The organism is Idiomarina aquatica, assembly GCF_003987185.1.
GTDB classification, from domain to species: Bacteria; Pseudomonadota; Gammaproteobacteria; order Enterobacterales; family Alteromonadaceae; genus Idiomarina; species Idiomarina aquatica.
Map to the genome: position 1 here is coordinate 1352514 of NZ_PIPS01000001.1, position 24703 is coordinate 1377216.

Below are 24703 nucleotides of genomic sequence, written 5' to 3' on the forward strand. Positions count from 1 at the left end.
ATCGATGCGTTACTAATAAATCTAACTAAAATAGGCAGTTAAAATATGAAACGACTGGTTACCAGCCTGCTTGTTTCTGCGGCACTCGGCGCATCTGCGTCTGATGGAACCTCAGAACGCCCTTTAATTATGCAGCCCGAACTGAGTCCGGATGGGACGCAAATCGCCTTCAGTTACCAAGGCGATATTTGGACAATGTCCACCTCGGGTAGCAATCTCACTCGTTTAACGATTCACGAAGGCTATGAGAGCTCGCCGAAGTGGTCAAACGACGGCAGCACCATCGCATTCAGTAGCGATCGTTTTGGTAATGACGATGTATTTGTTATGCCAAGCCAGGGCGGCCGCCCTGATCGCTTAACCTACCACAGCGCTCCCGATCGCATTCTCGGGTTTAATAACGATAACCAAGTGTTATTTAATACCCGCCGCTTGTACGCTGAAGTTGAGCGTGAGTGGGAAGTTTACAGTGTCGCGCCAACGGGCGAGGCAACCGAATCGCGTTTTATGGACGCCCTGGGCTTCGATGCCGTTGTCTCTCCTGACGGCAAAAAAATAGCCTTTGTGCGAGGCACTTGCCGGGTAGCGCGCGAGGACTATCGCGGCCCCGCCAACCGCAACATTTGGATTTACGACACCGAAACCGGTGAATACGAGCAGTTAACGGACTTTGATGGCAATGATTTTATGCCTCAATGGTCAGGCAACAACGAGTTGTACTTTATTTCCTCTCGCGCCGGTAAATACAACGTATTCAAGCAAAAGCTCGGATCGAAGCGAGCAAAACAAATTACAAACGAACGTGAATTCGGTGTTGAGCATTTTAGTATTGATCGGCAAGCAAACCACTTAGTGTATCAAGCTGCCGACAGCGTGAAACTGATTGCGGACGGCGACAGTCGAACGATCGACCTATCCATTGCGACGGATTTCCGCTTTGATCCTGTCACCAAAAAGTCAACGACAAACGCACTGGACGAGTACAGCGTGTCGCCCAACGGCGAATTGATTTCTTATGTTGTACGTGGCGATCTGTTCGTTAAGCGCAACGACAAGGACGATAAACGCTCAGTCCGTCTAACAACCGGAGCGGCACGAGACCGCGACGTTACTTGGTTAGACGATAATACGTTGTTGTTCGTTTCTGATCGGGACGGCCAAAACGATATTTTTGCGTTAACGTCGGCGGATGCTGATGAGCCGAATCTGTTTAAGTCGCTCAAGCATTCGGTAACCGCTGTCACACGCACCGATGCACAAGAGCGCGAGCCCGTTGTCTCGCCGGACGGCAACAAGATTGCGTACCGCGAAGGCCGCGGCAAACTGATTGTTGCAGAAGTAACAGACGGCAATTCATTAACTAACCCAACGACCCTGTTAGACGGCTGGGCAACCCCTAGCGACGTCAGTTGGTCACCGGACAGTAACTGGTTAGCCTACGCGAAATCTGACCTGTCATTTAACAGTGAAGTTTTTATCCATGCCGCCGACAACTCGCTAAAACCGGTTAACGTGAGTATGCACCCGAAAGGTGATTACAACCCTGTTTGGTCACCGGATGGCAGCAAGCTTGGCTTCACCTCAATGCGCAACAATGGTGACTACGACATTTGGTTCGCCTGGTTAACCGAGAGCGACTGGCAACGTTCAAACGAAGAATGGAAACGTGACGAGTTTGCCGACAAGAGCGCAGACAGCAAAAAAGACGACGAAACGCCTGCAACTGCGGAACCGCAAGCCGAACCCATGCAGATTGATCTGGATGGCATCTATAAGCGTCTGGTTCAGGTGACACGCTTCGCCGGTAATGAATCGGGGCTAGCGTTTGATAAAGAAGGCGAGCATGTCTATTACACCATTGGTGGAGCCGGTCGTCAGAACTTTAAAATGGACCAGGACCTGTTCAAGATTAAGTGGAACGGCGAAGACAAAAAGCACATCATTAAAGACAACAAGCGTCCTCGCAGTCTGTCCTTGAGCACCGATGGTAAGCACTTGTTTGCGTTAACCGGCAAGGGCACACTGGTTAAAGTCGACACCAAAAAGGACAAGCCGGAAACCCTGGCTACCGTGTCTCAACAAAGCATTGAACATATGGCTGAGCGCGCTCAAATCTTTGATGAAGCCTGGCAAGCCCTGAATGCTGGATTCTATGATCCTGAATTTCATGGCAATGACTGGCAGCAGCTCAAAGAGAAATACCGTCCATTAGCGCTTAAAGCATCAACCAAAGAAGACTTTCAGTACATCTTTAATTTGATGCTGGGTCAGGTCAACGCCAGCCACATGGGTCTGTATCGCGGTGAAAACCAAAAAGAAACCCAAAAGACCCAAACCGGTTTATTGGGTATCGAAGTGGTACCGACCGCTGAAGGGCTGCAGGTTACCTCAGTACTGAACAAGAGCCCGGCCGCCCGTGATGAAAGTCGTCTACAGGTCAATGACATCATCACACACGTCAATCAACGGTCAGTCAAAGACACGAACTTTTACGAGTTACTGAATGACTACGCCAAACAGCGCGTGTTACTCAATATCAAACGTGCAACTGACGACGTGGAAGTGGTGTTATGGCCAACCACCAGTTTGAGTGACGAAAAGTACGACAACTGGGTCGAAACGCGTCGCGCGCTGACCGAAGAATATTCGGACGGACGCTTAGGCTATCTGCATATTCGGGGCATGAACTGGACCAGCTTTGAACGCTTTGAGCGCGAGCTGATGGCCGCCGGTTATGGTAAAGAGGGTATCGTAATTGACGTGCGCTACAACGGTGGTGGCTGGACAACCGACTACCTTATGGCCGTGTTAAACGTGAAACAGCATGCATACACGATTCCTCGTGGCGCGACCGACAACCTGGATAAAGATCAGAAGAAGTTCAGAAACGAGTACCCTTACTCTGAGCGTTTGCCGTTATCGGCATGGACTAAACCGTCCATAGCGATGAGTAATGAAAACAGCTACTCAAACGCTGAAATCTTCTCGCATGCCTATAAGTCATTAGGCATTGGTAAACTGGTTGGTCGCCCGACTTTTGGCGCGGTCATCAGTACCGGTGCTGAACGGCTGGTGGATGGCTCGATCATCAGAATGCCATTTAGAGGCTGGTGGGTTAAAGAGTCCGACGCCAACATGGACTTTACGCCAGCGCAGCCGGATATCGAGGTATTCAATCCACCGGCGTACAAAGCCAAAAAGGTGGATCCACAGTTAGAACGTGCGGTTGATGAGTTGCTGAAGTCGCTATAAGACGTTTTATTTGTGGTTGATTAAGAGGTGGGCTCTGCAAAGGGCTCACCTTTTTTTGTCGTAAAGCACCGCAGTCCTGAAGGGCTACAGCTTAAATCGGGCATAAAGGGGGTTATGATCAGACACGGTATGGGTGTCGATCGCTAAGGTTTCTTGCAACGCAAGACCGCGATAAAAGATGAAATCAAGGGGGTGCTGTCGGTAGGTTTTTATATGATGAGGATCAACCATAATCGCTTGCTTAAGGCCGACGCTGCGACAAAATTGCAGCAAGTGCAAGCGCCGTTGGCGGCTCCAAACGTTAAAATCACCAGCCACAATAAGCGGCCCTTTGTGTCCTAATATCTCTTCTTTGATGATCTCTATTTCCTGAGAAAATTGCTGTGTGCGGACGAAGTTGATCGCATGGACATTAACCACTAATAATGAACCGCCCTCGGCTAGCGCGTGATAAGACAGCATATAACTTTTATGTGTAGCAAACATGCCTTCGCGCTTTCTGCTGAGTCGGGCTTGGGCTTCGGTAAACGCATACTGGCTTGCCGTGAGCACCCCATAAATCGAACGACGTGTTTGCATATTTGGCGCTACAGCATAAGACCAACGCGGCAGCGGCCAGTTATTTTTCGCACTCAGCTTCACTTCCTGGAGTAACAAAAATAAACAGGGGAAGTCCGCTAGAACGCGCGCCAACGTGCGCTGAAAATCGGGTTTTTCGGTAAGTTTTTGCGTATTCCAGCAGAGCACACCAAACTCTTCCCCATGATGAATGGGGTGCTCGTGAATAAATTGTTGAGGAATCATGACTTTGGGTTTAAGCACATTTCCGCCTTTGAAAAACCTGCATTCCGATTATTTTTTGTACGACATAAATTGTATACGTTTCACCAATACGGGTCATTAGTAACAGCCTTCGCCTCCGGTAAAAAAAGTCCAGAGGCTTCAGATAACTGAACAAAAAGTTCACTATAAAAAACTAAAACAAGATAATTAATGCAAAAGTTCACTAAACCGAATTGAATAGCGTAAAAGTATGCTATATTAAACAAATTATCATTCAGGCATAAAAAAAGTTCACTAAAAACAACTAACACTGGTGAAACACATGAAAAGCCACATCACAGAGTTAAAGCAGCAAGTTCATGCGCTTCTGCGTGAGATCGAGCGAATAGAAGCAAAAGAGCTTGAAGAGAAAGAGAGCTTTCCGCTCGCAGAACTGAAAGAACGTGTGACTCAGTACGTGAAAGAAAACGATATTACCATCGACACCTTTTGCGATTTAGCGATGATCAGTAAGACAACACTCTACGCTGCATTTAATTCACCAAGCTCAACGAAGTGCTCAACCATTGAGTCAATTATCGCTGTGTTTGGCAACTATACATTGTATGTTGGCCGCACCGATGCACGTTAATCGTATCGCGACCGTATTCGTCAATGGTGTGAAGGCGGGCATACTCACCGAATATCGTGCGTCGCAGGATTTATCTGCTCGAGAGTCTTATACATTTGCGTATGAATCAGACTACCTAGCAGATGGTTCGCCAATTGGGCATCATCTTCCGCTCACAAAGGCCCGGTATGAGTTTGATGCGTTACCGCCTTTCTTTACCAATTTGCTCTCAGAAGGTTGGTTAAGAACCCACCAAGCACAGAAGGCCCGACTTGATAAAAGCGATGAGTTTGGTTTGTTGTGCGCCAATGGTGAAGAACTGATTGGTGCTGTTTCTGTCGCGCCCGGTGAAGTTGACGATTTACCAAGCCAGCGTTCGGTCCAAATACCAATTTCTAAACCAAGCACTTTAAAGGACAAAGGCGTCACCATTGTTGGCACGTCACGCTCATTCAATGAGTATGCTGTTGATCATGCCAATGGCCATTCCATATCAGGTGTGCAACGAAAGCTAATGATGAAGCTAGAAGGTCACCAGTTAGTGCCGACAGCTCGTGGCGGGCAATACATTGTTAAACCCACTCCCGAAGGCGTGCCACATTGCCCTGAAAACGAATTTTTTGTCATGAGCTTAGCCAAGACGATTGGACTCAAGACGGCTGAGTGTGGCCTTGTCCCCTTTGAAGACGGGGAACTCGCTTATGTAACGAAGCGTTTCGATATTCTCAACAAGGGTGAGCGTTACTTCGTTGAGGATGGCGCTTCGTTATGTTTGGTGCACCCAAAACATAAAGACAGCGAGGCGTTAAGTTATGAAACCGTTTTAAAAAGGCTAAGCGAGACCGCAGGAAACAGCAAAGCGGTGACGCTCAACCTCTTCTTACAAGTCGTTTTTTCATACCTTGTTGCCAACAACGATTTGCACTTGAAGAATTTTTCCTTAATGCGCAAGCCCTTCGGACAAGACTCGACGATGGATATGTTAGCCCCCATCTATGACGTCCTTAGCTTAGCGCCCTATCCCGTATTTGACCACGCTTGCTTCATGTCGATTGGCGTTCTCGCAACAGAAGAGGGAGACGACGGCTATTTCAGCGACGCTTACGAGCAGTTTGGCTTCTATACCCAAAGCGACTTCGTGCAGCTTGGTGTGAATATAGGCTTACCGCAAGCACTTGTGGAAAAACAACTAAAACAGCTCATCGGCAAACTATTAAAGGTGCTCAAAAGCGGCTTTCGAACGCCGCTACCGGACAAAATGTACGCAACGATAACCGACCGTATTCGTGAGCGCTGTCGAGCATTGGAGCTGACCTTGCGTTAGGCAGCGAGGGGAAACGGTCATTTTTGACCCTGATGACCAGTGTATGCCTGTTATTAGGAAAGTGATTCGATCACGTGTTTTACGTGAAAATGGCGCACCCGACAGGAGTCGAACCTGTGACCTCTGCCTCCGGAGGGCAGTTACCGGTTCGCTGGGAAATCGTTAAAGCTCGGCTTGGTAAGGGCTTAAATGATGTTGCTGTTCCGGTCTCGCCAAGACTATTCCTACTTTTGAGCCCATTTAACGACAAAATTAGTCACAGAATACCTACCCCAAAACTATCCAGTTTTGACCACTGCCTCACGACTAAAAAATCTCACCTTCTGAGGAAAGTCTAAGTGTTGGGGTGGAAAATTTTCCACGGGCTGAGTGCTTTGAGCATAAATTTTGAGGTGGCAGCGCCTTTATTGTCAGTAAAACAGCACATAAAACGTTATAAAAATTGAAAGCTTGTTGATTAATGGTTTAAATAAACATAGCGTCTAACTCATACAAATAACTGGCAGCCTAGCAGTGTGAACTACGTATACCATCTGATAAAAATCTAATAAAGCAAAGGTATCGGTAGCAGTATGAAGTCTTACAAGGAAGTTAAGCTTGCGCGAAGCAGGCTAGGCTTTTCGTTTTTTCAACGCGTTCAAGCGGGTTATTTGTTACTAGCCATTTTATTGCTTTTCCCTCTTCAGGGCATGGCTTTTGCTGCGCAATCCATGGATCCGATATCTCCTGGGATTGGTGATGGCAGCAGCACCGAAAATTATGTCCCGCCGAAGACCTTTACATACAACTTTAACGAAATAAATAACGTTCAAACGGATGTACCATCACTCACTACTGAGTTAATGGGGGATCAAACCGATCCAGCCTCCGGCGCAAGTTCTTGGACGCAAACCGACGTGAGCCTTCCCGGTAACTTTGCCCTCGAAGTTGCCGTCAAACGTGAGTTGCTTGATGCGGGTAGTTGGCCGCGGGCGACCCGGGAGTTAGGTAACTGGAATTTAGCCATTCCGCATATTCGCTCACGGTATATTACGAATGTGGACGGTAGCTTTTCTCATACTCAAGGCTCGTTGCCGCCAGCGTGGGTGCGTGGCGAAGCTTGCTCAGCACCGCTCAACAGCAATCCGGATTTTTATAAATACATTGATGGTGCTGGTTTTGAGCTGAAAAAAGAAGACTACTGGCAGGGGGATACTATCTCTATTCCTGGCGTCGGCAGTGAACAGATCCTGCAGGACGGTACGACCAAAAAAACGGTGAATCAGTGGAAAATCGATTGCCTTGATGTAAACGGTGTCGATGCCTTTCAAGTAACGTTGCCTGATGGTACGGCCTATATCTTTTCTGAATTAAAAACCATCAAGTCGTTTAAAAAAACGTATTTAGCTTCCGAAGACATGCCCTGTTTGCAGCAATGCGCCTATCCAGCGCTTGGCGATAATACACCTAATCTAAAGTTGGCGATGTCAGTGGTGAACGTTTTTATGCAAGTCACCGAAGTGAAAGACAGGTTCGGCAATTGGGTGAAATATGACTACGATACGTACGGCAATTTAATCAGAATTTATGCCTCTGATGGCCGGGAGATTACGCTCCAGTATAGCGGCACAGATGAGCGACGGCTCAGTAGCGTTAGGGCAAATAACCGGACGTGGACCTACAGCTACCAGTCACCCAACACCTCCAGCGAATCTGACATGTACCTGTTAACAGGTGTCACATTACCCGACAGCCGCCAATGGCAGTTCGACTACCCCGACAATGGCACAACGACCCGATTCTGGCATTCATTGTTTATTGGTCGTCATGCACAAATAGATCCTTTTGACCCGGTCCAGTGCGACCCCGGCGGTGGCGGTGATTACGTGAGCATGACCCATCCAGGCGGCGCGTCTGCAATATTTAGGATTGAAGGGCGTTGTGTGGGACAGGCTGCGGTACCGAAGCTGCAAAATTTTAATCGTTTCGGTCAGGGAGCGCCGTATCAAACGTACGCGTTACCTAAGACCCATCAGCAGTACTCGCTCTCACACAAGCGTCTCGATTTACCTGACGGAACAGTGTACGAGTGGGGCTATTCCTACAATCTTAACTTTGGCTATTATTATGGTGAGTCCTCACCGTACGATATCAGCTTTAACCTCCCCGGATTACCTGCTGGAACCGATTTAAGCTTTGTCAGTGAAGATTTGGTCGATGTGAGTGCAACACTTATCACAAACCCGGACGGTAACTATCAGCTGTCTATCGCGGACCGTCGCTATGGCTATCAAAACGGTAAACAGCTGTATGCAGCAACCTATGACGCTAACTTTAACCTTGTGAGTTACACCAAGTACCACTATAGCGTGAGCCCGATGGATTATGGCAGTACACGCCAATGGGTGCATGGTATTGAAGAGTATATTGTCTACCCGTTGCCACCGGAATTTGACGGCCAGATTTATTTCGACCAGGCGGTCTCTGCAAGTAAGCACATGCGGCTTTTAGATAGGGAGCTCGTGTTAGTCGACGGGGCCACGCCCACGTCTTACAAAGAAGCATTCAGTCAGTTTAATAACTATGAAAAAGCTCAGCAGGTAAGCCAGTATGGGCCTGGTGGCACGCGGCAGATTCAGCTTGGCTTTGCACACCATAGTGGCACCTGGGTGCTGAATCAGCCCACGACAGTCGATGTGAGTCTCAATGGTGGGACGTATCAACGCTTGTCAGAAAACGTCTATTACGATGCCTTGCACAGTAATACGGCGTACCGTTTTCAGCTTAAAGAGGAAAAGTATTTCGGCACGATACGCAAAGCGTATCCGAGTTACCAGAGCGTGACCGGCGCCCGCGGGCAAATCAAAGATGTGGATTTGCATTTAGATGCGGCGGGCAGCAAGCGGCGTGTCAGTTTTAACAACTATAAGCGCGGACAGGCACAAACGGTCACCGTGCCACAGCGGTATTTAAGCGGCACCATGTCGATGACCAAAGAGGTGGATGACAATGGCTGGGTGGTCGCGACCACGGATTTTAATGGTGTACGCACCGAGTATGCCTATACCCCCGTGGGCTTGGTGCGTGCGGTTAACCTGGCGCCCGATAGTACTTATACCTACGGTAACTGGAACGATACCTTGTTTACCTATAGCTATCCGAGTTCGGGTGGACTGGTAAGAACGGCGCAGCAGTGTGTAGTGAACAACGCCATGAGCGGCTGCAGTGGGCCGACATCACTGACCACTACCCAGACGTATGACGCGCTTTATCGCTTAGTAAAGCGGCAGGTAAGTGGGGACGGCGAAAGCCGCTATCAGTTGTTCACCTATGATGCCAACAACCAAACCACGTTCGCATCCTTTGTCAGCGCGAACAGCAATGAAACTCGCGGCACCCACTCCACCTATGGGCCGCTAAAACGTAAAACATCGGTCACCACCTCGGGGCTGGGCACTACGTACTTCAATTATCTTGCGGGGAATAAAGTGCAACAGGTGAATCCTCGGGGCTTTGCAACAGTCACCACTTACCGGGCGTTTGCGACGCCTTTATATCACTACCCGACACGCATCGAATCGCCAGAGGGCGTGGTGACCGAGCTGATGTACGATACCTTTGCCAATGTAACAGCCATCACCCAGCAAGGCGGTGGCTTGTCACAAACTGAGTCACGGGTGTATGACAGCCATAACCACCTGTGTTTTGTGGGGCGGAATGACACTGGGAATGTGCAGTTTAAGTACAATTTACTCGGCGAACTCCAGTGGCAAGCGCAGGGCAATGTCAGCAGTTGTAGTGGCGCAAAACCCGCGCATGCGGTTGACCGTGTCTACGATAACCTTGGTAGCTTAAAGGCGGTCAACTACCCCGATAGTACGCCAGATGTTAGTTATACGCTGGATAACGTCGGGAACCTGGTGCAACTGGCCGCAGGCAGTGCGGTGCAAAACTATGTGTATAACAATCAAGGTGCGCTAGAAAGCGAAACTCTGACCGTGCCGGGCCGCAGTGAGTCGCTCACCGTTGATTACCGTTATAACAGTGACCTTGCGCCAAGCGCATTAGTATACCCCGTTACGCAACAGGTCGTGCATCTGTCGCCCAACGCCTTTGGTGAGCCGACGCAGGTCGCAAGAAGCGGTCAGAGCTATGCCAGTGGCATTGACTTCCATCCATCGGGGGGCGTGAAAAGCTTCACCTATGGTAATGGTGTCACGCATCAAAGCGTGCTTGATAGTGTCAGTAACCTGCCGGTACACATCTCGGATATGAAAGGCAACAACCGGATAGCATGGTTTGATTATGCCTACGATAACAACGCCAACATCACGCAGCTATTAGATGGCACCGACAGTGGCTATCATCTGAATGCGTTAAGCTATGACGGCCTGGACCGGCTCATCGGTACCTCCGGCAATAGTAAGGCTGGAAATGCCTCGGTTGACTATGATGCGCTGGGCAACATTACGCGACTGGTGACGCACAACCGCACGCTTAATTACAACTACAACACCACGCTGAACCGCTTAACGGGCGTCAGCTCCTCGGGCACTGCGGCAAAGAACTACAGCTACTTTAACTACGACGCGCGGGGCAACATCACCTACAACAGCCATGTTGGCATGAGTTATAACCTGGCCAACCAGATGACCTCAGCGCTTGGCAATAGCTACACCTACGACGGGCATAACCGCCGTGTCAAAGTGGCGGGCAACGGTGACACCCGTTACTATTTTTACAGCCAGTCGGGACAACTGCTGTTTAGTGAAGAAAACGGCATTCAAACGAACTACATTTATCTAGGCAACAAACTCATTGCCGAGGACAGCCAGGCGGTGACCACCTTTGTCCATTCGGATATGCTGGGCAGTCCGGTGGCCAGAACCAACGCCGCGGGGACAGTGCAAAGTCGCCGGCACTATAAGCCTTTTGGTGACACTTACGAGGCACCGAGCTACGACATCGGGTATACCGGCCATAAGTACGATAATGACTTAGGGCTGAGTTATATGCAGGCACGATACTATGATCCAGTGATTGGGCGGTTTTATTCTAATGATCCTAAGGGTACAGCATCTTTCCTTTCTGAAGGTAAAATTCAAGGGTTCAATAGATATGCATACGCTGCTAACAATCCTTATAAATATGTTGATCCAGATGGAAGAGACTACGAAGAAACTTTCTTATCGCTAAAGGTGCCGTTCGTGGGAGCAGTAGATGTTGGAACAGTAAGTTTTAAACCTAATGCTAACGGCCAAGGAAATACAACTTCTGGGTTGTTCGTGCGATTTAGCACTAGTGCTTCAAATGTCGATTCAGATGTCACTAAAGGCGCTGTAAAGCAGAAAGGGGCGATTGCTGGATTGACATTTGGCAAGGGAGCCGGAAGTCATACCGATCAGAACTTCGATGATCCGTCAGCTTCTATTGATGTGGGAGTTGGAGTAGGGACAGTTAGTATTGGGGATGCGTCTAGTTCAGAATCTAGCGCTACAGTAGAAATTGGCCCCTCACTAGGTGCTGATGCCACCGTCAGTAAATCTTTTACTTTAACAGGAAATGATGTCAAACAGGCGGCTCAGGAAGTAAAGTCAAAAATAGAAGAGCTAATTAGGTGATACCATGGCAAAACACAATCAATTTAAAGCGACTTTGATAGCTTTAATAATCTGCATTATTAGCTTTAACTTTGTAAAAATCGGGGGGGAGTTCTATTTCAACCCCTTCTATATATTGAGCTTTGTATTTGCAATAACACTGATCGTTAAGTCAATAAATTATGTTTGTCCTAGCTGTCAGAAAAACCAAGTAATTCGCTCATTTCTTAGTTATCGACTTCCAAAGGCGGAATGCTACTCTTGCAACTGTAAGTTAGAAAAATAAATTTACTCTAGCGTGTCGATTTGAATCCATAGCCTCGCCCTCGCGGGGCTTTGTTTTTTGCTCACATCAAGGCAAGTCGTAGCGGTTCACTATTCAGATGTGACGGTGCAAGGTTTCGTGTCAATGCCATGCTTGGTGGCAAAAGCCATCAGTTTCTTATCGTAAAAGTTCATATCCGGTTGGTAACGGCAGAAGAACTTTATTTCTGCATTTTCTTGGTCATAGATAGCCCGAATATCGTTTTCCCCAGCATCAATCGAGAAAGTACCATCGTCTAGCCGATAAGCAACCTGTCCGCCAACGAAGCATTCTTGCGTAAATGTTGTCAGCAGGCTTTCAACCTGCTCTGGCTTCACAGTTTGAAATGCGGTGCGGCAGTATGGCATAGACTTTGGCTCTTGCTGTTTTTGCTGTCTTTCGATTATAGCTAAAAACAGTATCTGAGCACGGCTAAATCCGCCGGGGTAGATTAATTACTGTTCATTGTTGTGGGGCGTGCTATGCAAAGACGCTTGTTCCTCGCTGACGGTTTTCTTGTTCCACCTTAAAAGTACTTGGCGTGCCATTTTTTGGGCGGACTGTGCCATTTGGATGAGAATTTGCACATAGATATTCCCATGGAAAGGAACATCTCAGCACCTTTAAGGGAAACGCTTGGTGACATTAAGGTGGAACACGAAAACCATCAAAGTGGAACAAAAACTATTTGTGTGAGTGAAGTATTTGTGAGTCGAAATTGACAGGTTTATTTGAAGCAAGGATGGTTATTAGCCAAGATCCAATGAAGTGTTTTGGTACAAAAAATACTTTCTGCTTCGTCGCTAAATGTAGGGGGCAAACTAAGCCCGATCTCTATAACTCTTCCTAGATCTGAGGATAGTCTTTGCTCGAATTGGTCTCTATCATATAGAGCGTCAACTATCTTGACTGATCAGCGTCAATTAACTTGACGGGTTGTCGTCATCCTTCTTGTTTAGTTTTCAGTGATGCTTTCCTCCTGTAGCTTTCCCCTAAGCACTGGATAATGGTCGCGTGATGCACCAGACGGTCGATGGCTGCAATGGTCATGCTTGAGTCATCGAACAGCGTGTCCCAGTCCTCGAACGACTGATTCGACGTAATGATCATGCTGCAACGCTCGTACCGATGAGCAATGAGCTCGAACAGGACGCTGGTTTCTTGCTCGGTTTTACGGATATAGCCGATGTCGTCGACGATAAGCACTGCGTACTTATCCAGTTTAAGTAATGCATCCTCAAGCTTAAGCTCTTGTTTTGCTTGCTGCAGATGTTGCACTAATGCGGTTGCAGAGCTGAACTTCACACGGATACCAGCTTCGATTAGGCCGTAGCCTATACTGCTGGCGATGTGAGTTTTACCAACGCCACTGGCACCGAACAAGAGTATATTAGCGCCTTGTTTCACCCAGCCGGGCCGATCTATTAAGTCATGGACCTGCGCCTTGTTAACGCCTTCTATGGCGTTGAAGTTAAAGCCGCTAAGGTGCTTGCCGGGCGGCAGTTTTGACTCACGCAGATGTCGTTGCAGTCTTTTGTCTTCGCGGCTGGCGAGTTCGGCACTGCATAACTCAGCAAGGTATTGTTGCGGTGACCACTGTTCATGGATGGCTTTCTCTGCCATAGTCTGCCAGAGTTCGCGGATTGAACCCAGACGCAGTTGTTTAAGCATTAGCGGCAATGAGGCGGTGGCGTTATCCATGATTACCTCCGTGCAGCAGTGATTGGTACTGACTCAGTGCGTGCTGATGAACGGTCATCTTAGGTATGGCTGCTGGCGGGCACGTAAATCGCTCTTCGCAGTCATAAATGCTCGGCACGCGACCATGCTCGATTTCGTTCATTACGAACTCGCCGAGTCGTTGCTCATGTCCAGTTTTACTGGCTAGATGAAGCAAGCGGACGATGTAGTAGCAGGCTTTATCTGCCATCATCGTGTCGTTCACGTGTGACCAGATATGTTTGTAGTTGTCGCTGGGTAACAGCTCATCACGCATTGTGAATGGCGGAACGCTCTGGGCTTTTTAACCAGTGCGTCTATGACATGCCGGTAATTGACGCTGCGTACTCGCTTAGACCCCTGTGCATAGACTCGTGGTAACGTATCAGTAAGGACAGTGCCCAGGTAAAGCTCCAGGCGGCTATCATAGAGCCTGACCAGCAAGCGACTTCCAACCAGTCGAGATGGCACGGTATAGGTCACGCGTTTCAAGGCGATGGTACTGGTGCGGCTTACCCTCAGGTAATGTTCAGTGTAATTGACGCTGGTGTGCACAGGAAGCGGCTGTAATTGTCGCTGCTCTTGGGCTAGCTTATCAGCAACCCGACGGTTACGGCGCTCGATAATACTTTGTACGAACGCCTCATAATCAGATCTTGAGGTAAAGTCATAGCTACCACGTATTCTTAATGCTTGCTCCAGTTGAGCTTTAATGTGGCGATTCGGTGACTCGATAGCGCCATTTTCCTGCGCAACTCCCCGATTATTTCGGGAGGCTTTGAAGCCATAATGGCGCATTAGCTCGGTAAAGCGTTCAGTGAAGTCATCCTGCTCGGTACGGTTTTTATACGCTGCGCTTAAGCTGTCAGTGCGGATTTCAGCTGGCACGCCACCTGCTGCAATCAGAGCGTTCTGCAGACCATCAGAGAAAGCGGCAAAGCTCTCACCACCATAAATAACCTGAGCAAACGCCCAACCACACGCTGGCAACCGGAAGTGGAATAACTGATGTTGTAGCACTTCACCCAGAATACTGACCGGATATTGGACTTTTGTGAAGTCCGCAATTCCTAACCTGCCTAGCTCATGATGTTGGACAAAGACGACATCGCCTGAACCAGCGTTAAGGTGTCGCCACTGCTTAACTCGGCGCTCCAGTGTACGTCGGGACGAAGGATTGAATTTATCTTGGTAGTGTTCGCATAAGTGGTCGTATATACCGACCGGCGTGATGTCGCTATCTTTTTCTAGCAAAGGGATTACAACGCTATCCCAAATTGATTCCAGCGGGTCAGGACGCGTTCGCCAGCTTCGTTGACCATTTTTAGGTTGAAGCGCCTGCTTTTCGATGCGATAGCCGGAGCTTTCAGAGATACCAGCTTTTGCCGCAGCTACCTTCTGAGTGTTGTTCTTTCTGAATTTCATATAAAGATTAACCTGTTGATCTGTAACTTGCTTTCCCGACACAGCATTACCTCCGTTTTGCTGTATCGAACCCTATCAGATCAACCGGTCAAGATAATTGTCGCGGACCGGTCAGGTTAATTGTCGCTTAATACTATCACCCGACGAAGAAGATGGTGTCAGCAGTTCGTTGAGCATTATTCCCATATCCAGCATTTTCAGTGTTCGGTATTTATAGCCAAACAAAAATAGAAAAAGTGCATAAGCATATTGCTCGGCTGTCGTTGGCCTTAAATGCTTGCACTCTCTGATTTGGTTGAGTGTGATAAAAAGCAGTGCGTTGAGCGAGTCGAGTGATCTCGCTTCAAACTGTGTTTGCCTTTGACTAGGGTACGATTGCTTTAAAGCGCTGAGCGGTATTTCATCTAAGCAGTGCCAGCTAAACAGCTTTCTAAATAATTTCCCTCCGTATTGAATTGCAAACTGCTTCAGCGATGACTCTATCGTAACTCGATGGTCGATCAAAGACCAAAGCGGGTGCTTTAAGATATTGGCGGTTGGATAATTCACACCATCAAAGAATAAGTCGATGGTATTCGACTGTGTCATTGCTCTGCCAGCAAATAACTTGTACCAAAAGTTTGGATATTTCAGTTGGGTAGTGTCCTTTGAATCGTAGTCCAATGATTCGATGAAACGCACCATTGAAGGATGGTTATTTTCTTCGAGATGCCTCTGAACAGCAATTTGTCCTGCAACCGATCGCATTACTGGAGACAACGCTAAATATCGACTTTTTATCTCCGTGCGCCTGTCCTCAGTCAGTGGGTAAAAAGCCTCCCAACTCCAGAAATTATTGAGTTCAATAGATGAAGTATTATTCATTCACTGACCTTTCTATTTGAAGAATATTAAACGAATTTTCAATAAATACAGCATATTAAGTATCTCCGCTCATTGAGTCATCAGGACGAATCTGGTTAATAAATCGACAATGTTTATTTCAAATTTTGAGTATAGGCTAATTGTCACCGTTAGTTTGATATGGAGGATGACAAACATTGAGTGACGAAGAACGAGAATTTCTGGCCATGCAGCTTGAGCAAGATTTGTTGAAGTTATACGGCTCACCAATTCTCACCATTGAGCAATTACAACGAGCTTTGAACTACCGAAGCGTGGCTGCGGTGAAACAAGCCATTCAAAGGCAAACGTTGCCCGTGCATATTTTTGAGCTTCCTAACAGAAGAGGACGATTTGCGCTGGTGAGAGATGTCTGTAAATTTTTGGCTAGCCAAGCCTGCGCGAGGGAGGACTGAGCAATGTAATTCGCTAACTAAAAAATTTTATTGGCGCAAATAGAACAAAAGCCCTCAGAGCGGCAACTCTAAAGGGCTTTTTGGTTGAGCATCGAATCGAAACTCGATACTGAATCATTGTTCTTGATGTGACATTTGTCAAGTTTCCTGCTGTTGAAAAGAAAGCTTTGGTCGCCTGCGCCTCTTTTTACCTATTGAGAGGACATCAAAATGATGAATGTCAGCACTATCCGAGCCGTCGTGAGGGCTAAGTTCGTGAAGCCCGACATCACTGTCAGAGAGCAGGCGGCTTTCGCTGGAGCATCGCCTTCAGCAACGCACCGTCTTAACAAGCGTTGTCAAAAACTCAAGATCGATCATCTGTTACTTGAGCAGCTAAGCAATAAGGAGGTTGTCGAAGTGCTTTTGTACTCCGACCATCGGACATCTTGTAAACGTGAGCCAGACTACAACGAAGCGCTACGCGAGTTAAGCAAAGCGCGAGGCAAACGTAAAAGCAGAACTGTTCTTTACCTTGAATACCGGGCTATCGACCCGGCAACGGCTATGAGCAAGACTCACTACTTTCGGATGCTTAATAAAGTCATGAAGCGCGTCAAGGTAGTTATGAAGCAGCATCATGTGGCTGGTGAAAATATGTATATCGACTATGCAGGCACAAAGGTATTTTACAAGGTCGGTGGCGAGAAAGTATGGGTGAAAATCTTTGTCGCCACGTTAGGTGCGTCAAAGAAATTATTTGCTTTCGCAACAGAAGGAGAAAAGACAGTTCATTGGATTGACGGTATGACAAAAGCCGTCACTTACTTCGCCGGTTGTACTGAGACGGTGACAATGGATAACGCAAAAGCCCTAGTCAGCGAGCCGGGTCTTGTAGCTAATCTCGTTGATAACGTGATGTTCTGGGCTGAGCACTACGGCTGTTTGATCAACACCTGTCGCGTCGGTCACCCCCAAGATAAGTCCTTGGTAGAAAATGGGGTCAAGTTTATTACACAGCGTGTTTTAGTGCCGATGTTGAACATGACGTTTTTCGACATAAACGAGATCAATCAGTACATTCTAAAAGAAGTCGAGAAGCTCAATAATGAGTGCTTCCAAGGGTTTGATATTTCACGCAACGATCTCTTTGAGGAAAATGAGCGGGGTGCGTTGCGCCCTTGCCCTGCGACCCCTTATCGTATGGTAACTGATCGCCAAGTTAAACGCGTCAAACCGGATTACCATTTTGAATATGGTAACCATGACTATTCCGTACCCTATACGCTTGCTGGAGAGTCCGTTGATATCGTCGTGACTCAAAATGAAATCGGCATCTATCACCAAAACCGTTTTGTTTATAAGCACCACCTCAGCAAAAACAAAGGTGGGTCTACGACCATTCCTGAGCACATGTCAGCCGAGCATCTGGCCGATTTCAGTATGTGTGACAAAAAGGCCAATATTAAGTGGGCTGAGGACACTGGTGAACAAGTTCAGGCAATTGTTGAGAGCTGGTACTCGCAGACAAAGAACCCGCAGTCCCGGCCCATCGCTAAGCGCTGTCGAGCACTAATGAATTTGGTTCAAAAACAAGGGAGTAACCTTGTGAACCAAGCGTGTGAATATGCGCTTCGTCATGACATGGATAAGCCCAGTGAAATCGAATTGATTATTAGCGCTCAAAAGGCGGAGGGTGGCTTCGAAAACCTTCCGTCTCGTGTTGAATTGCACGGCAACATTCGCGGTAGAGACTACTACGGAGATAACTATGATGCTTAAAAATAAGATAACGTCTAATCTGTCAGAGTTAAAGCTCCACGGTATGGTCAGCGCTCTTAAGCAACAGTTCAGCAACGACAATTATGAGGACAAAGGCTTTTTGCAGCGATTGGATGAGCTAGTTGTTGAGCAGCTTAATGTCACTTCAAATGCGCGTACCGCAAGGATGATGAAGCAAGCCGCAATACGTTTTCCCGCTGCTTCCATCGGCGATATTAACTACTCCCTTATGCCTTCTCTAAAGCCTGCTGTTGTCAAGGAGCTGGCTGAACTTGAGTGGCTGAAAAATCACCGTCATATCATTATCACAGGGCCGACAGGAACAGGTAAAACGTCCTTGGCAAGCGCTTTCGGTAATGCTGTTATATCAAGTGGCATTCCTGCTATTCACTGCCGTTTTAAAACGCTGATCCTTAACCTTGCTGCCGCAGACACAGATAAGCGAGCCGCAACGTTCAGAAGGAGAGTCGAGAAAGCACCACTTCTTATCATTGATGATTGGGGAACCGCACCTTTATCAGTGACCGAGCGCCATTCACTTTTTGAGTTGATTGAGAAGCGTGACCAAAACTCGTCCCTGTTGATCACATCGCAATTTGCAATTGTTGAGTGGCATGATGCCTTCGGTGATGCAACCGTTGCAGATTCTACGCTTGATCGGATTGTCCATAGTGCTCACAAGATTGTTCTAAAAGGAGAGTCGATCAGGAAGTTATTGGGACTTCGGGGGAGCGCGAAATGAATATGTCATCTAGCAACCCGTACTTGAACGTACTGGGTCAACTCAATCTTGACGAGTTGAATATTCAGCAAGCATTCGATTATTACCGCCAACGTTATCAGCAAAGCGAGCTAGCACAGCAATTCGTCGCTAAAAGCTGCGCTATCGACGACGATGTGAAGGAACATTTTTCGGTTGGATATTGTGATCGTACCATGGGCAAACATATCCCGAAGGCTAGAACCTATGAGGGAGCCGCGATAAGAGGAAGCCTTCAACGCGCTGGACTAGTGCGCGCAACTGGACACGAACTGTTCAGGGGCTGTGTTGTGTTTCCGACGTATCATGAAAACGGGAGTGTCATTTCTGCGGTTGGTTATCGTGTCGGAAGGGTTCGTACCTCTGATAAACTGGTTGTCTATTGGCGACGGCCTGAGCCGAACGCTTTTGTGGACGTCGGGCTATCACTTGCCAGAGAGCTTATTCATGGTCAAGCCTTCCACTAAGCGTATCTGGCGATGTGCCAAGTACTATTTTGAGCTTTGTCTCGCCAAGGGGCAAAGCTCAGATACCATCAGAGGCAAGCGCAGCGGGCTTAAAAAGTTTTTTCTCTGGTGCTTGGGGCGTAACGTTACTCGCGTAGACCAAATCAATTTAGACCTGATGGATGGCTATGCGGCGTATCTCAATGCTTATCGAAAGCCATTGGACAATAAACCCCTGTGCGCAGCACAGAAGCGTAATCTTCTGACGTTCGTGAAAACCTTTGTGAAGTACCTGTACATTAAAGGGTTACTATCGGCTAATCCCCTTCAGAATATTGAGCTTCCATCAAAAGGTGAGCAGATCCCCAAAGCACTCTACACCGAGGAGGAAATCGAAGTCATACTTGAGCAACCGCTGCTGTTCGGCATTAAAGGACTGCGCGACAGGGCAATACTCGAAACCTTTTTTGCGACAGGCATACGTCGCGGTGAGCTTGTTAAGCTCAATGTTGACGATATTGATTTCTCAGCAAAGCTCGTTCGTGTTCATGGGAAGGGAAAGAAAGAGCGCCTAGTGCCAATCAGTCAGCGGGGCTGTGAATGGGTCGCGTTCTACATCGGAAAAATCCGCCCCATGTTTGCCTTCATTGGTTCCGGGAAAGCGTTATTTCTGGCGAACAATGGGAAGCGCTACATACCCGGAAAGCTGTCAGACATGGCTTCTCAATATGTGAAGCTTGCCGGGTTTGACCGCACCGGAGCTTGTCACCTGTACCGCCATAACACAGCGACAACGATGCTGGATAATGGTGCAGATTTAAGGCATATTCAAGAGATGCTTGGCCATGCAAGTATTCTGACAACTCAATTGTACACGCATGTAAGCCGTAAGAAACTTTCTCAAGTCTATCAGGACACTCATCCCTCAGCGCGAGGCGGTAGCGGGTTGTTTTGATGATTTAAAACAATAGTTGACATTGTGCATTCAACCCATCAAAATGATAGGTATCAGGTTGATAGGTTTTTGATGAATAAAAACAACCCTAAAGGCGTAAACGAATTTCCTCTGTCGGAGGAAACCGCCAGAAAGATAATGAATGATCTGGCAACGAATTATACTCACAGGATTCGATGGAGCAATCACGTCAAGGAACGCATGAGGGAGCGAGGGGTTACTACTGGACAAATAATCACCTTACTTAAGAGTAAGCATTCAGTATTCAGAGAAGGCCCGTATCCAGAAGTGAACGGAGACTGGAAATTTAACTTGAAAGGGTTAGCAGCAGGCAAGGTTATTGAATTGACTGTTGCACTTAAGAATCATCATGACAGTCCTATGTCAGTTCTGGTAACTGTATGGCTCGATTAAGAGGTTGGTATGTACCATTACATTGAAAGCGGTTTATCAAATATATATCTCAAAAATGGTTTTACCGTTGAACACATCGATGGTGAAGAATATACAAGTATTGATGATATGAATGGGCTGCATAAAGCGATAGGACAGGCTGTTGTGGACAGCAGAAAACCACTTACGCATGAAGAATTTAAGTTTTTGCGTATTGAGATGAATATTTCTCAGAAAATGCTTGGCACACGTTTTGGTGTGGATGAGCAGACAATTGCCCGTTATGAAAAAGGCAAGACAAAAATTCCTCGAACTACAGACGCGGCTTTAAGAACACTGTACATGGAAAGCCAAGAAAAAAATAATCCAGTGAGCTATTTTCTTGATCTACTGGCGGACACAGAAGCAGAGGAAGCTGCAAAAGAAATTCGCCTAGAGGAAATAGAAGATCACTGGGAAGTTGCCGCCTAGATACTTTAGGGCGGGTCAGATTATGAGGGCTGTCCTATATAAATTCTGGTTCCTACATCGTACTAATTTATATGCAGGCACGATACTATGATCCCGTAATTGGGCGGTTTTATTCGAATGACCCTGTTGGATTTACAGGTGAAATTGACACTTTCAATCGATATTCATATGTGGCAAACAATCCATATAAGTATACTGACCCTACAGGTGAAGAAAAAATATCCTTGGGATTAACCGGTGAAGCAATGTTATTTGCTGGAGCCAGAGTAGGCTTTTCGGTAAGTTTTGACACCGAAACTTTAGAGATTGGTGCGACGTATACGGCTGGGCCTAGGCTAGGAGTCGGCGTTGGAGTAGAGCCTAGTTTAACTATTGAACAGAGTGGTGAAGTTGCCCAAGACTCTTCTAACTCCGAAATCGCGGTGACTGCTGATGTAACTGTTGGTGCGATTTCTTATGGAGGAGAAGTAATGTCGGAAAACACCCTTAGTGGAGATGTTAAAAACCAAGCTAGCTTTGGCGAGCCCAAAGGAAAAGTCGGCTTGGGTGCCTCGGTAGGTGTTGAATTTAAAGGAGAAGTAACTTCCGACGCTGTCAAACAGGCAATAGACAAAATAAAGAAAACTTTTGAGTGATGTATGACTATCAAAAATAAAGAAACTTTAAATTTTTATACTGAAGCCCCTGCAAGATTAGTGATTTTCTCGTTTTTTTCTGCTGGGGTGTATAACATGTACTACTTTTACAAAAATTTTTTGAAAAATAGTGACGCCTCATCGCAATTGGTACTAGTTGCAAAATCAATCCTGTATCCGTTTTTCTGCTTTGGCTTGTTAAAAAAAGCGAGTACAAATACTGGAGATGATTCCAAATCTAGCGTAAAAGTTGTGCTTTTGTGGGGGGCGCTTTTCATTTTTGTTTATGCAGGTGGATTGTTGCAAGGGGATTTAAAATATCTAGCTTTCGCTACATTTATACCCCTACTTGGTATCAATTCCCTATTTAAGCGTGCAAACTCGCGGATATAAATAAATCAATTTGAATCCAAAGCCTCGCCCTCGCGGGGCTTTGTTTTTTGGGTGCTCAATGCGGTAGGCTTCAATAATTAAGCTATACTGCTAACACACTGTATTAGATAAATTTTATTGATGCTTTACTATGGCTCGTAGTGTCGATTAATGTATATGCAGGCACGATACTATGATCCAGTTATCGGGCGGTTTTATTCGAATGATCCGGTGGATGCGTTGGGCCACATGCAACGTGGTAATAGTATTGCTCGTGGATTTGGCAGATATACATACGCAAACAATAATCCATATAAATATGTTGACCCGGATGGCGAATTTGGATTGTTGGGAGCTGCTATCGGAGGAGCAATTGGAGGACTTTCATCAATAGCTGTTCAAGCTTTTACTGGTGATAAGCAAATAAATTGGTCAACTGTTGGAGCTGCTACGCTAACTGGCGCGGCAGTGGGCGCAACAGGTGGATTAGCTGGTGCTGCCGCTACAAAAATTGGACTTACAGGTGCTGAGGCTGCGGCGACAGTACTTACTCCCTCCGCTGGTGTTGCTGCTGTCGGGGGCGGATTGACCCAGATGGTTGAAAATACGGCGAATGGTGACCCCATACAACAAGATGTTGCGAAAGCGTCTGGTGTGAGTGCCGCAGGCACGGTAATTGGTGGTGTAGCGGGAGAAAAAGCGGTGAAAGCCCTAACAAACTCAACAAATTTAGGGCCAGCAGGAAGTCTCGCTGGAGGTAAAGCTACAGCCGAACTAATTGTTACAGGCACTCAAGAAGTTATAAATCAAGCGGCTTCTAATACGTGTGTCGGAGACGACTGCAACTAGTTATAGATTGTGAAATTAATCGAGTTAATATTGCAGAAAATGAGATCGTATGAACCTTTATTTTAAGTGCATAAAATCTGGAATTTGGAAAGCGAGTTTGCTGTTTTTAGTGTTTTTGTTGCTTGCAGTTTTTGTGGCATTAATCGACGACAGAAATGACACGAGCTTCCTATTAGATTTTGACTTTTATATAAATATGATAAAAAGCCCTCTCATTGTAGGCATCTATATCATTCTGGCCATAGTGTTTTCGGTCTTATCAATTATGACACTGAGTAAAAGTAATTAGTAATGTTAATCCTGCCTTTATGCAGGACGTTGTTAAAAACTGACGCACTACAGAGTCTTTTTGTCTTCATTTAGCGTGTCATGTAGTGGTTAGAGGAGAAGCTCATATGGATTCAGGTCTACTAGGCGGTATTATAGGGGGAATAGTATCCATTGCCTTATGCAGCGTCGTTTCGACAAGAATTAGCCATAAATCAAACAATGGGCAACTAAAATTCGGTTTAATTGTATCTATCCTGTTTTGGGTTTGCTTATTTATTATTGGAATTTGTCTTTACAGTTTGATTTTCACAGACATTAATTATGAAAGGGATCTGTTTCCCATAATTGGTCTGATTGTGGGTTTCGGCTTGGCGGCTGTGTACTCATTTGGAGAAGCATATAAGGTTAAAGGCAGCTTCAATTCTCAAACGATAGAGTTTCATACTCCTTGGACTGGGAGTAAACATGAAAAATGGACAGATTTGGAGTCAGCGAAATTCAACGCTAGTGCGAATTGGTACACTTTAAACTTCAAAGGCGGTTCGAAAATTCGGCTTTCAGCTTTAATGCAAGGTCATGGGTTGGTCATCGACCATGTAAAATCTTTGGGCTATTCCGTTAAGTAAATTATGAATAATGTTTTGAATCCATAGCCTCGCCCTTTCGGGGCTTTTTTTTGACATCAACCGTGCAGACTACAAAGACTCAACTATACTGTTAAGTTACTGTACTAGTTATACTTTATTGACAATGTATTATGGCTCGTAGTATCGATTAATGTATATGCAGGCACGATACTATGATCCAGTCATAGGTCGTTTCTATTCGAATGATCCGGTTGGGTATACTGATGCTAATCCAGTCATGTCATTCAACCGATATATGTATGCAAACAATAACCCATATAAATATAAAGACCCTGATGGTGAATTTATACAATTTGCTATTGGTGCTGCTGTTGGATTTGCAAGTGAGGTAATAACCCAAATAGCTTCAGGTGGAAGTGTAAGTGATTGGGGAGAGGTAGCCATGCAAACTGGTATTGGCGCTATCTCAGGAGGAACAGGCGGTGCGGCAGGTAAGTTAGCGAGTAAAGCTATCGGTGCATTAACAAAACCAGCTTCGGCAATGGGAAGCGGTGCTTCAAAGGTTGCAACTGAAGGTATAAGTGGTGCTGTATCAGGTGCTGTGACGGGAGCAACAGGAAGCTCATTAACACAATTATCCCAAACGGGCAGTATAGATGGTGGACAAGTTCTGGAAGCTGCTGGTAAAGGTGCAGCTCTTGGTGCTGTGTCAGGTGGAACTAGCGGACAATTTCAAGCAAATGCTACTCAAAAGACTCTTGGGAATTCTCGTGCGCAAACTATGTTCACCAATACTCAGCCGGGAGCTACTGCTGGTAACGTAGCAGGTAATTCTGTTAATGCAGTATCCTCTGTTGCAGATAATGTCGCTTCAGGATGCGAGAGGCAAGGAGGGTGTTAATGAGACCAA

The 24703-nt window shown here is 46.6% G+C and carries 20 protein-coding genes and 1 pseudogene; 16 read left to right on the forward strand and 5 right to left on the reverse strand.

Going from position 1 to position 24703, the window contains the following annotated elements; translation table 11 throughout:
- The first annotated feature begins 45 nt into the window (after window positions 1-45).
- A complete protein-coding gene (locus tag CWE23_RS06265; RefSeq protein WP_126819769.1) occupies window positions 46-3252 on the forward strand; it encodes a S41 family peptidase in 3207 nt (1068 codons plus the stop codon).
- Window positions 3253-3336: 84 nt separating this feature from the next.
- On the opposite strand, the gene CWE23_RS06270 is transcribed toward CWE23_RS06265, so the two are convergent.
- Complete coding sequence (locus CWE23_RS06270; protein WP_241970547.1) at window positions 3337-4074, reverse strand: endonuclease/exonuclease/phosphatase family protein; 738 nt, start codon at window positions 4072-4074, stop codon at window positions 3337-3339.
- A 283-nt stretch (window positions 4075-4357) separates the two neighbouring features.
- Between CWE23_RS06270 and CWE23_RS06275 the strand changes: the two genes are divergently transcribed.
- The 3 genes from CWE23_RS06275 (at window position 4358) to CWE23_RS06290 (ending at window position 11569) form a co-directional block, all read left to right on the forward strand.
- The gene (locus CWE23_RS06275) at window positions 4358-4666 is read left to right on the forward strand and encodes a hypothetical protein (RefSeq protein ID WP_105305339.1); all 309 of its coding nucleotides are present in this window, start codon (window positions 4358-4360) and stop codon (window positions 4664-4666) included.
- The gene (locus CWE23_RS06280; protein ID WP_126819770.1) at window positions 4641-5969 is read left to right on the forward strand and encodes a type II toxin-antitoxin system HipA family toxin; all 1329 of its coding nucleotides are present in this window, start codon (window positions 4641-4643) and stop codon (window positions 5967-5969) included. The genes CWE23_RS06275 and CWE23_RS06280 overlap by 26 nt, the downstream gene beginning before the upstream one ends.
- 572 nt (window positions 5970-6541) lie before the next feature.
- The gene (locus CWE23_RS06290; RefSeq protein WP_126819771.1) at window positions 6542-11569 is read left to right on the forward strand and encodes an RHS repeat domain-containing protein; all 5028 of its coding nucleotides are present in this window, start codon (window positions 6542-6544) and stop codon (window positions 11567-11569) included.
- A gap of 354 nt (window positions 11570-11923) precedes the next feature.
- Here CWE23_RS06290 and CWE23_RS06300 read toward each other — a convergent pair whose 3' ends face one another.
- The 4 genes and pseudogenes from CWE23_RS06300 to CWE23_RS06315 all read right to left on the reverse strand — a co-directional run bounded on the left by CWE23_RS06300 (window position 11924) and on the right by CWE23_RS06315 (window position 15860).
- Window positions 11924-12220 carry a hypothetical protein gene (locus CWE23_RS06300; RefSeq protein ID WP_126819773.1) on the reverse strand — a complete coding sequence of 99 codons (297 nt, stop codon included), beginning with the start codon at window positions 12218-12220 and terminating at the stop codon, window positions 11924-11926.
- A gap of 574 nt (window positions 12221-12794) precedes the next feature.
- The gene (gene istB / locus CWE23_RS06305) at window positions 12795-13553 is read right to left on the reverse strand and encodes an IS21-like element helper ATPase IstB (RefSeq protein ID WP_126819774.1); all 759 of its coding nucleotides are present in this window, start codon (window positions 13551-13553) and stop codon (window positions 12795-12797) included.
- Window positions 13546-15038, reverse strand: a pseudogene (istA, locus tag CWE23_RS06310) (IS21 family transposase). Before istA (CWE23_RS06310) ends, istB (CWE23_RS06305) begins: the two are co-directional and overlap by 8 nt.
- 69 nt (window positions 15039-15107) lie before the next feature.
- A complete protein-coding gene (locus tag CWE23_RS06315; protein ID WP_126819775.1) occupies window positions 15108-15860 on the reverse strand; it encodes a hypothetical protein in 753 nt (250 codons plus the stop codon).
- A 176-nt stretch (window positions 15861-16036) separates the two neighbouring features.
- On the opposite strand from CWE23_RS06315, the gene CWE23_RS06320 reads away from it, so the two are divergent.
- The 12 genes from CWE23_RS06320 to CWE23_RS13895 all read left to right on the forward strand — a co-directional run bounded on the left by CWE23_RS06320 (window position 16037) and on the right by CWE23_RS13895 (window position 24694).
- On the forward strand, window positions 16037-16294 hold the full coding sequence (locus CWE23_RS06320; protein ID WP_198678806.1) for a hypothetical protein: 258 nt from the start codon (window positions 16037-16039) through the stop codon (window positions 16292-16294).
- A 210-nt stretch (window positions 16295-16504) separates the two neighbouring features.
- A complete protein-coding gene (gene istA / locus CWE23_RS06325; RefSeq protein ID WP_126819776.1) occupies window positions 16505-18055 on the forward strand; it encodes an IS21 family transposase in 1551 nt (516 codons plus the stop codon).
- Entirely contained in the window at window positions 18045-18797 is a 753-nt protein-coding gene (gene istB, locus CWE23_RS06330) for an IS21-like element helper ATPase IstB (RefSeq protein WP_126819777.1), read from the forward strand. Before istA (CWE23_RS06325) ends, istB (CWE23_RS06330) begins: the two co-directional genes overlap by 11 nt.
- Complete coding sequence (locus CWE23_RS06335) at window positions 18794-19282, forward strand: hypothetical protein (RefSeq protein WP_126819778.1); 489 nt, start codon at window positions 18794-18796, stop codon at window positions 19280-19282. The genes istB (CWE23_RS06330) and CWE23_RS06335 overlap by 4 nt, the downstream gene beginning before the upstream one ends.
- On the forward strand, window positions 19263-20216 hold the full coding sequence (locus tag CWE23_RS06340) for a tyrosine-type recombinase/integrase (protein WP_126819779.1): 954 nt from the start codon (window positions 19263-19265) through the stop codon (window positions 20214-20216). The genes CWE23_RS06335 and CWE23_RS06340 overlap by 20 nt, the downstream gene beginning before the upstream one ends.
- A gap of 72 nt (window positions 20217-20288) precedes the next feature.
- Window positions 20289-20630, forward strand: a complete 342-nt coding sequence (locus CWE23_RS06345) for a DUF4258 domain-containing protein (RefSeq protein WP_110576454.1) — start codon at window positions 20289-20291, stop codon at window positions 20628-20630.
- A 9-nt stretch (window positions 20631-20639) separates the two neighbouring features.
- Complete coding sequence (locus CWE23_RS06350; protein ID WP_126819780.1) at window positions 20640-21080, forward strand: helix-turn-helix domain-containing protein; 441 nt, start codon at window positions 20640-20642, stop codon at window positions 21078-21080.
- Window positions 21081-21151: 71 nt separating this feature from the next.
- Window positions 21152-21715 (forward strand): RHS repeat-associated core domain-containing protein, encoded by a 564-nt coding sequence (locus CWE23_RS06355; RefSeq protein WP_126819781.1) that lies wholly within the window; start codon window positions 21152-21154, stop codon window positions 21713-21715.
- 3 nt (window positions 21716-21718) lie between these two features.
- Window positions 21719-22108 (forward strand): hypothetical protein, encoded by a 390-nt coding sequence (locus tag CWE23_RS06360; protein WP_126819782.1) that lies wholly within the window; start codon window positions 21719-21721, stop codon window positions 22106-22108.
- Window positions 22109-22258: 150 nt separating this feature from the next.
- A complete protein-coding gene (locus tag CWE23_RS13890; protein ID WP_241970549.1) occupies window positions 22259-22936 on the forward strand; it encodes an RHS repeat-associated core domain-containing protein in 678 nt (225 codons plus the stop codon).
- Window positions 22937-23331: 395 nt separating this feature from the next.
- Entirely contained in the window at window positions 23332-23832 is a 501-nt protein-coding gene (locus tag CWE23_RS06370; RefSeq protein ID WP_126819783.1) for a hypothetical protein, read from the forward strand.
- A gap of 151 nt (window positions 23833-23983) precedes the next feature.
- Complete coding sequence (locus CWE23_RS13895; RefSeq protein WP_241970550.1) at window positions 23984-24694, forward strand: RHS repeat-associated core domain-containing protein; 711 nt, start codon at window positions 23984-23986, stop codon at window positions 24692-24694.
- Window positions 24695-24703 lie beyond the last annotated feature (9 nt).

What these genes read in the sequence shown, in the direction of transcription:
- CWE23_RS06265 (WP_126819769.1), top strand. Translation starts at nt 46, where the DNA reads ATGAAACGACTGGTTACCAGCCTGCTTGTTTCTGCGGCACTCGGCGCA.
- CWE23_RS06275 (WP_105305339.1), top strand. Translation starts at nt 4,358, where the DNA reads ATGAAAAGCCACATCACAGAGTTAAAGCAGCAAGTTCATGCGCTTCTG.
- CWE23_RS06280 (WP_126819770.1), top strand. Translation starts at nt 4,641, where the DNA reads ATGTTGGCCGCACCGATGCACGTTAATCGTATCGCGACCGTATTCGTC.
- CWE23_RS06290 (WP_126819771.1), top strand. Translation starts at nt 6,542, where the DNA reads ATGAAGTCTTACAAGGAAGTTAAGCTTGCGCGAAGCAGGCTAGGCTTT.
- CWE23_RS06300 (WP_126819773.1), bottom strand. Translation starts at nt 12,220, where the DNA reads ATGCCATACTGCCGCACCGCATTTCAAACTGTGAAGCCAGAGCAGGTT.
- istB (WP_126819774.1), bottom strand. Translation starts at nt 13,553, where the DNA reads ATGGATAACGCCACCGCCTCATTGCCGCTAATGCTTAAACAACTGCGT.
- CWE23_RS06315 (WP_126819775.1), bottom strand. Translation starts at nt 15,860, where the DNA reads ATGAATAATACTTCATCTATTGAACTCAATAATTTCTGGAGTTGGGAG.
- istA (WP_126819776.1), top strand. Translation starts at nt 16,505, where the DNA reads ATGATGAATGTCAGCACTATCCGAGCCGTCGTGAGGGCTAAGTTCGTG.
- istB (WP_126819777.1), top strand. Translation starts at nt 18,045, where the DNA reads ATGATGCTTAAAAATAAGATAACGTCTAATCTGTCAGAGTTAAAGCTC.
- CWE23_RS06335 (WP_126819778.1), top strand. Translation starts at nt 18,794, where the DNA reads ATGAATATGTCATCTAGCAACCCGTACTTGAACGTACTGGGTCAACTC.
- CWE23_RS06340 (WP_126819779.1), top strand. Translation starts at nt 19,263, where the DNA reads ATGGTCAAGCCTTCCACTAAGCGTATCTGGCGATGTGCCAAGTACTAT.
- CWE23_RS06345 (WP_110576454.1), top strand. Translation starts at nt 20,289, where the DNA reads ATGAATAAAAACAACCCTAAAGGCGTAAACGAATTTCCTCTGTCGGAG.
- CWE23_RS06350 (WP_126819780.1), top strand. Translation starts at nt 20,640, where the DNA reads ATGTACCATTACATTGAAAGCGGTTTATCAAATATATATCTCAAAAAT.
- CWE23_RS06355 (WP_126819781.1), top strand. Translation starts at nt 21,152, where the DNA reads ATGCAGGCACGATACTATGATCCCGTAATTGGGCGGTTTTATTCGAAT.
- CWE23_RS06360 (WP_126819782.1), top strand. Translation starts at nt 21,719, where the DNA reads ATGACTATCAAAAATAAAGAAACTTTAAATTTTTATACTGAAGCCCCT.
- CWE23_RS13890 (WP_241970549.1), top strand. Translation starts at nt 22,259, where the DNA reads ATGTATATGCAGGCACGATACTATGATCCAGTTATCGGGCGGTTTTAT.
- CWE23_RS06370 (WP_126819783.1), top strand. Translation starts at nt 23,332, where the DNA reads ATGGATTCAGGTCTACTAGGCGGTATTATAGGGGGAATAGTATCCATT.
- CWE23_RS13895 (WP_241970550.1), top strand. Translation starts at nt 23,984, where the DNA reads ATGTATATGCAGGCACGATACTATGATCCAGTCATAGGTCGTTTCTAT.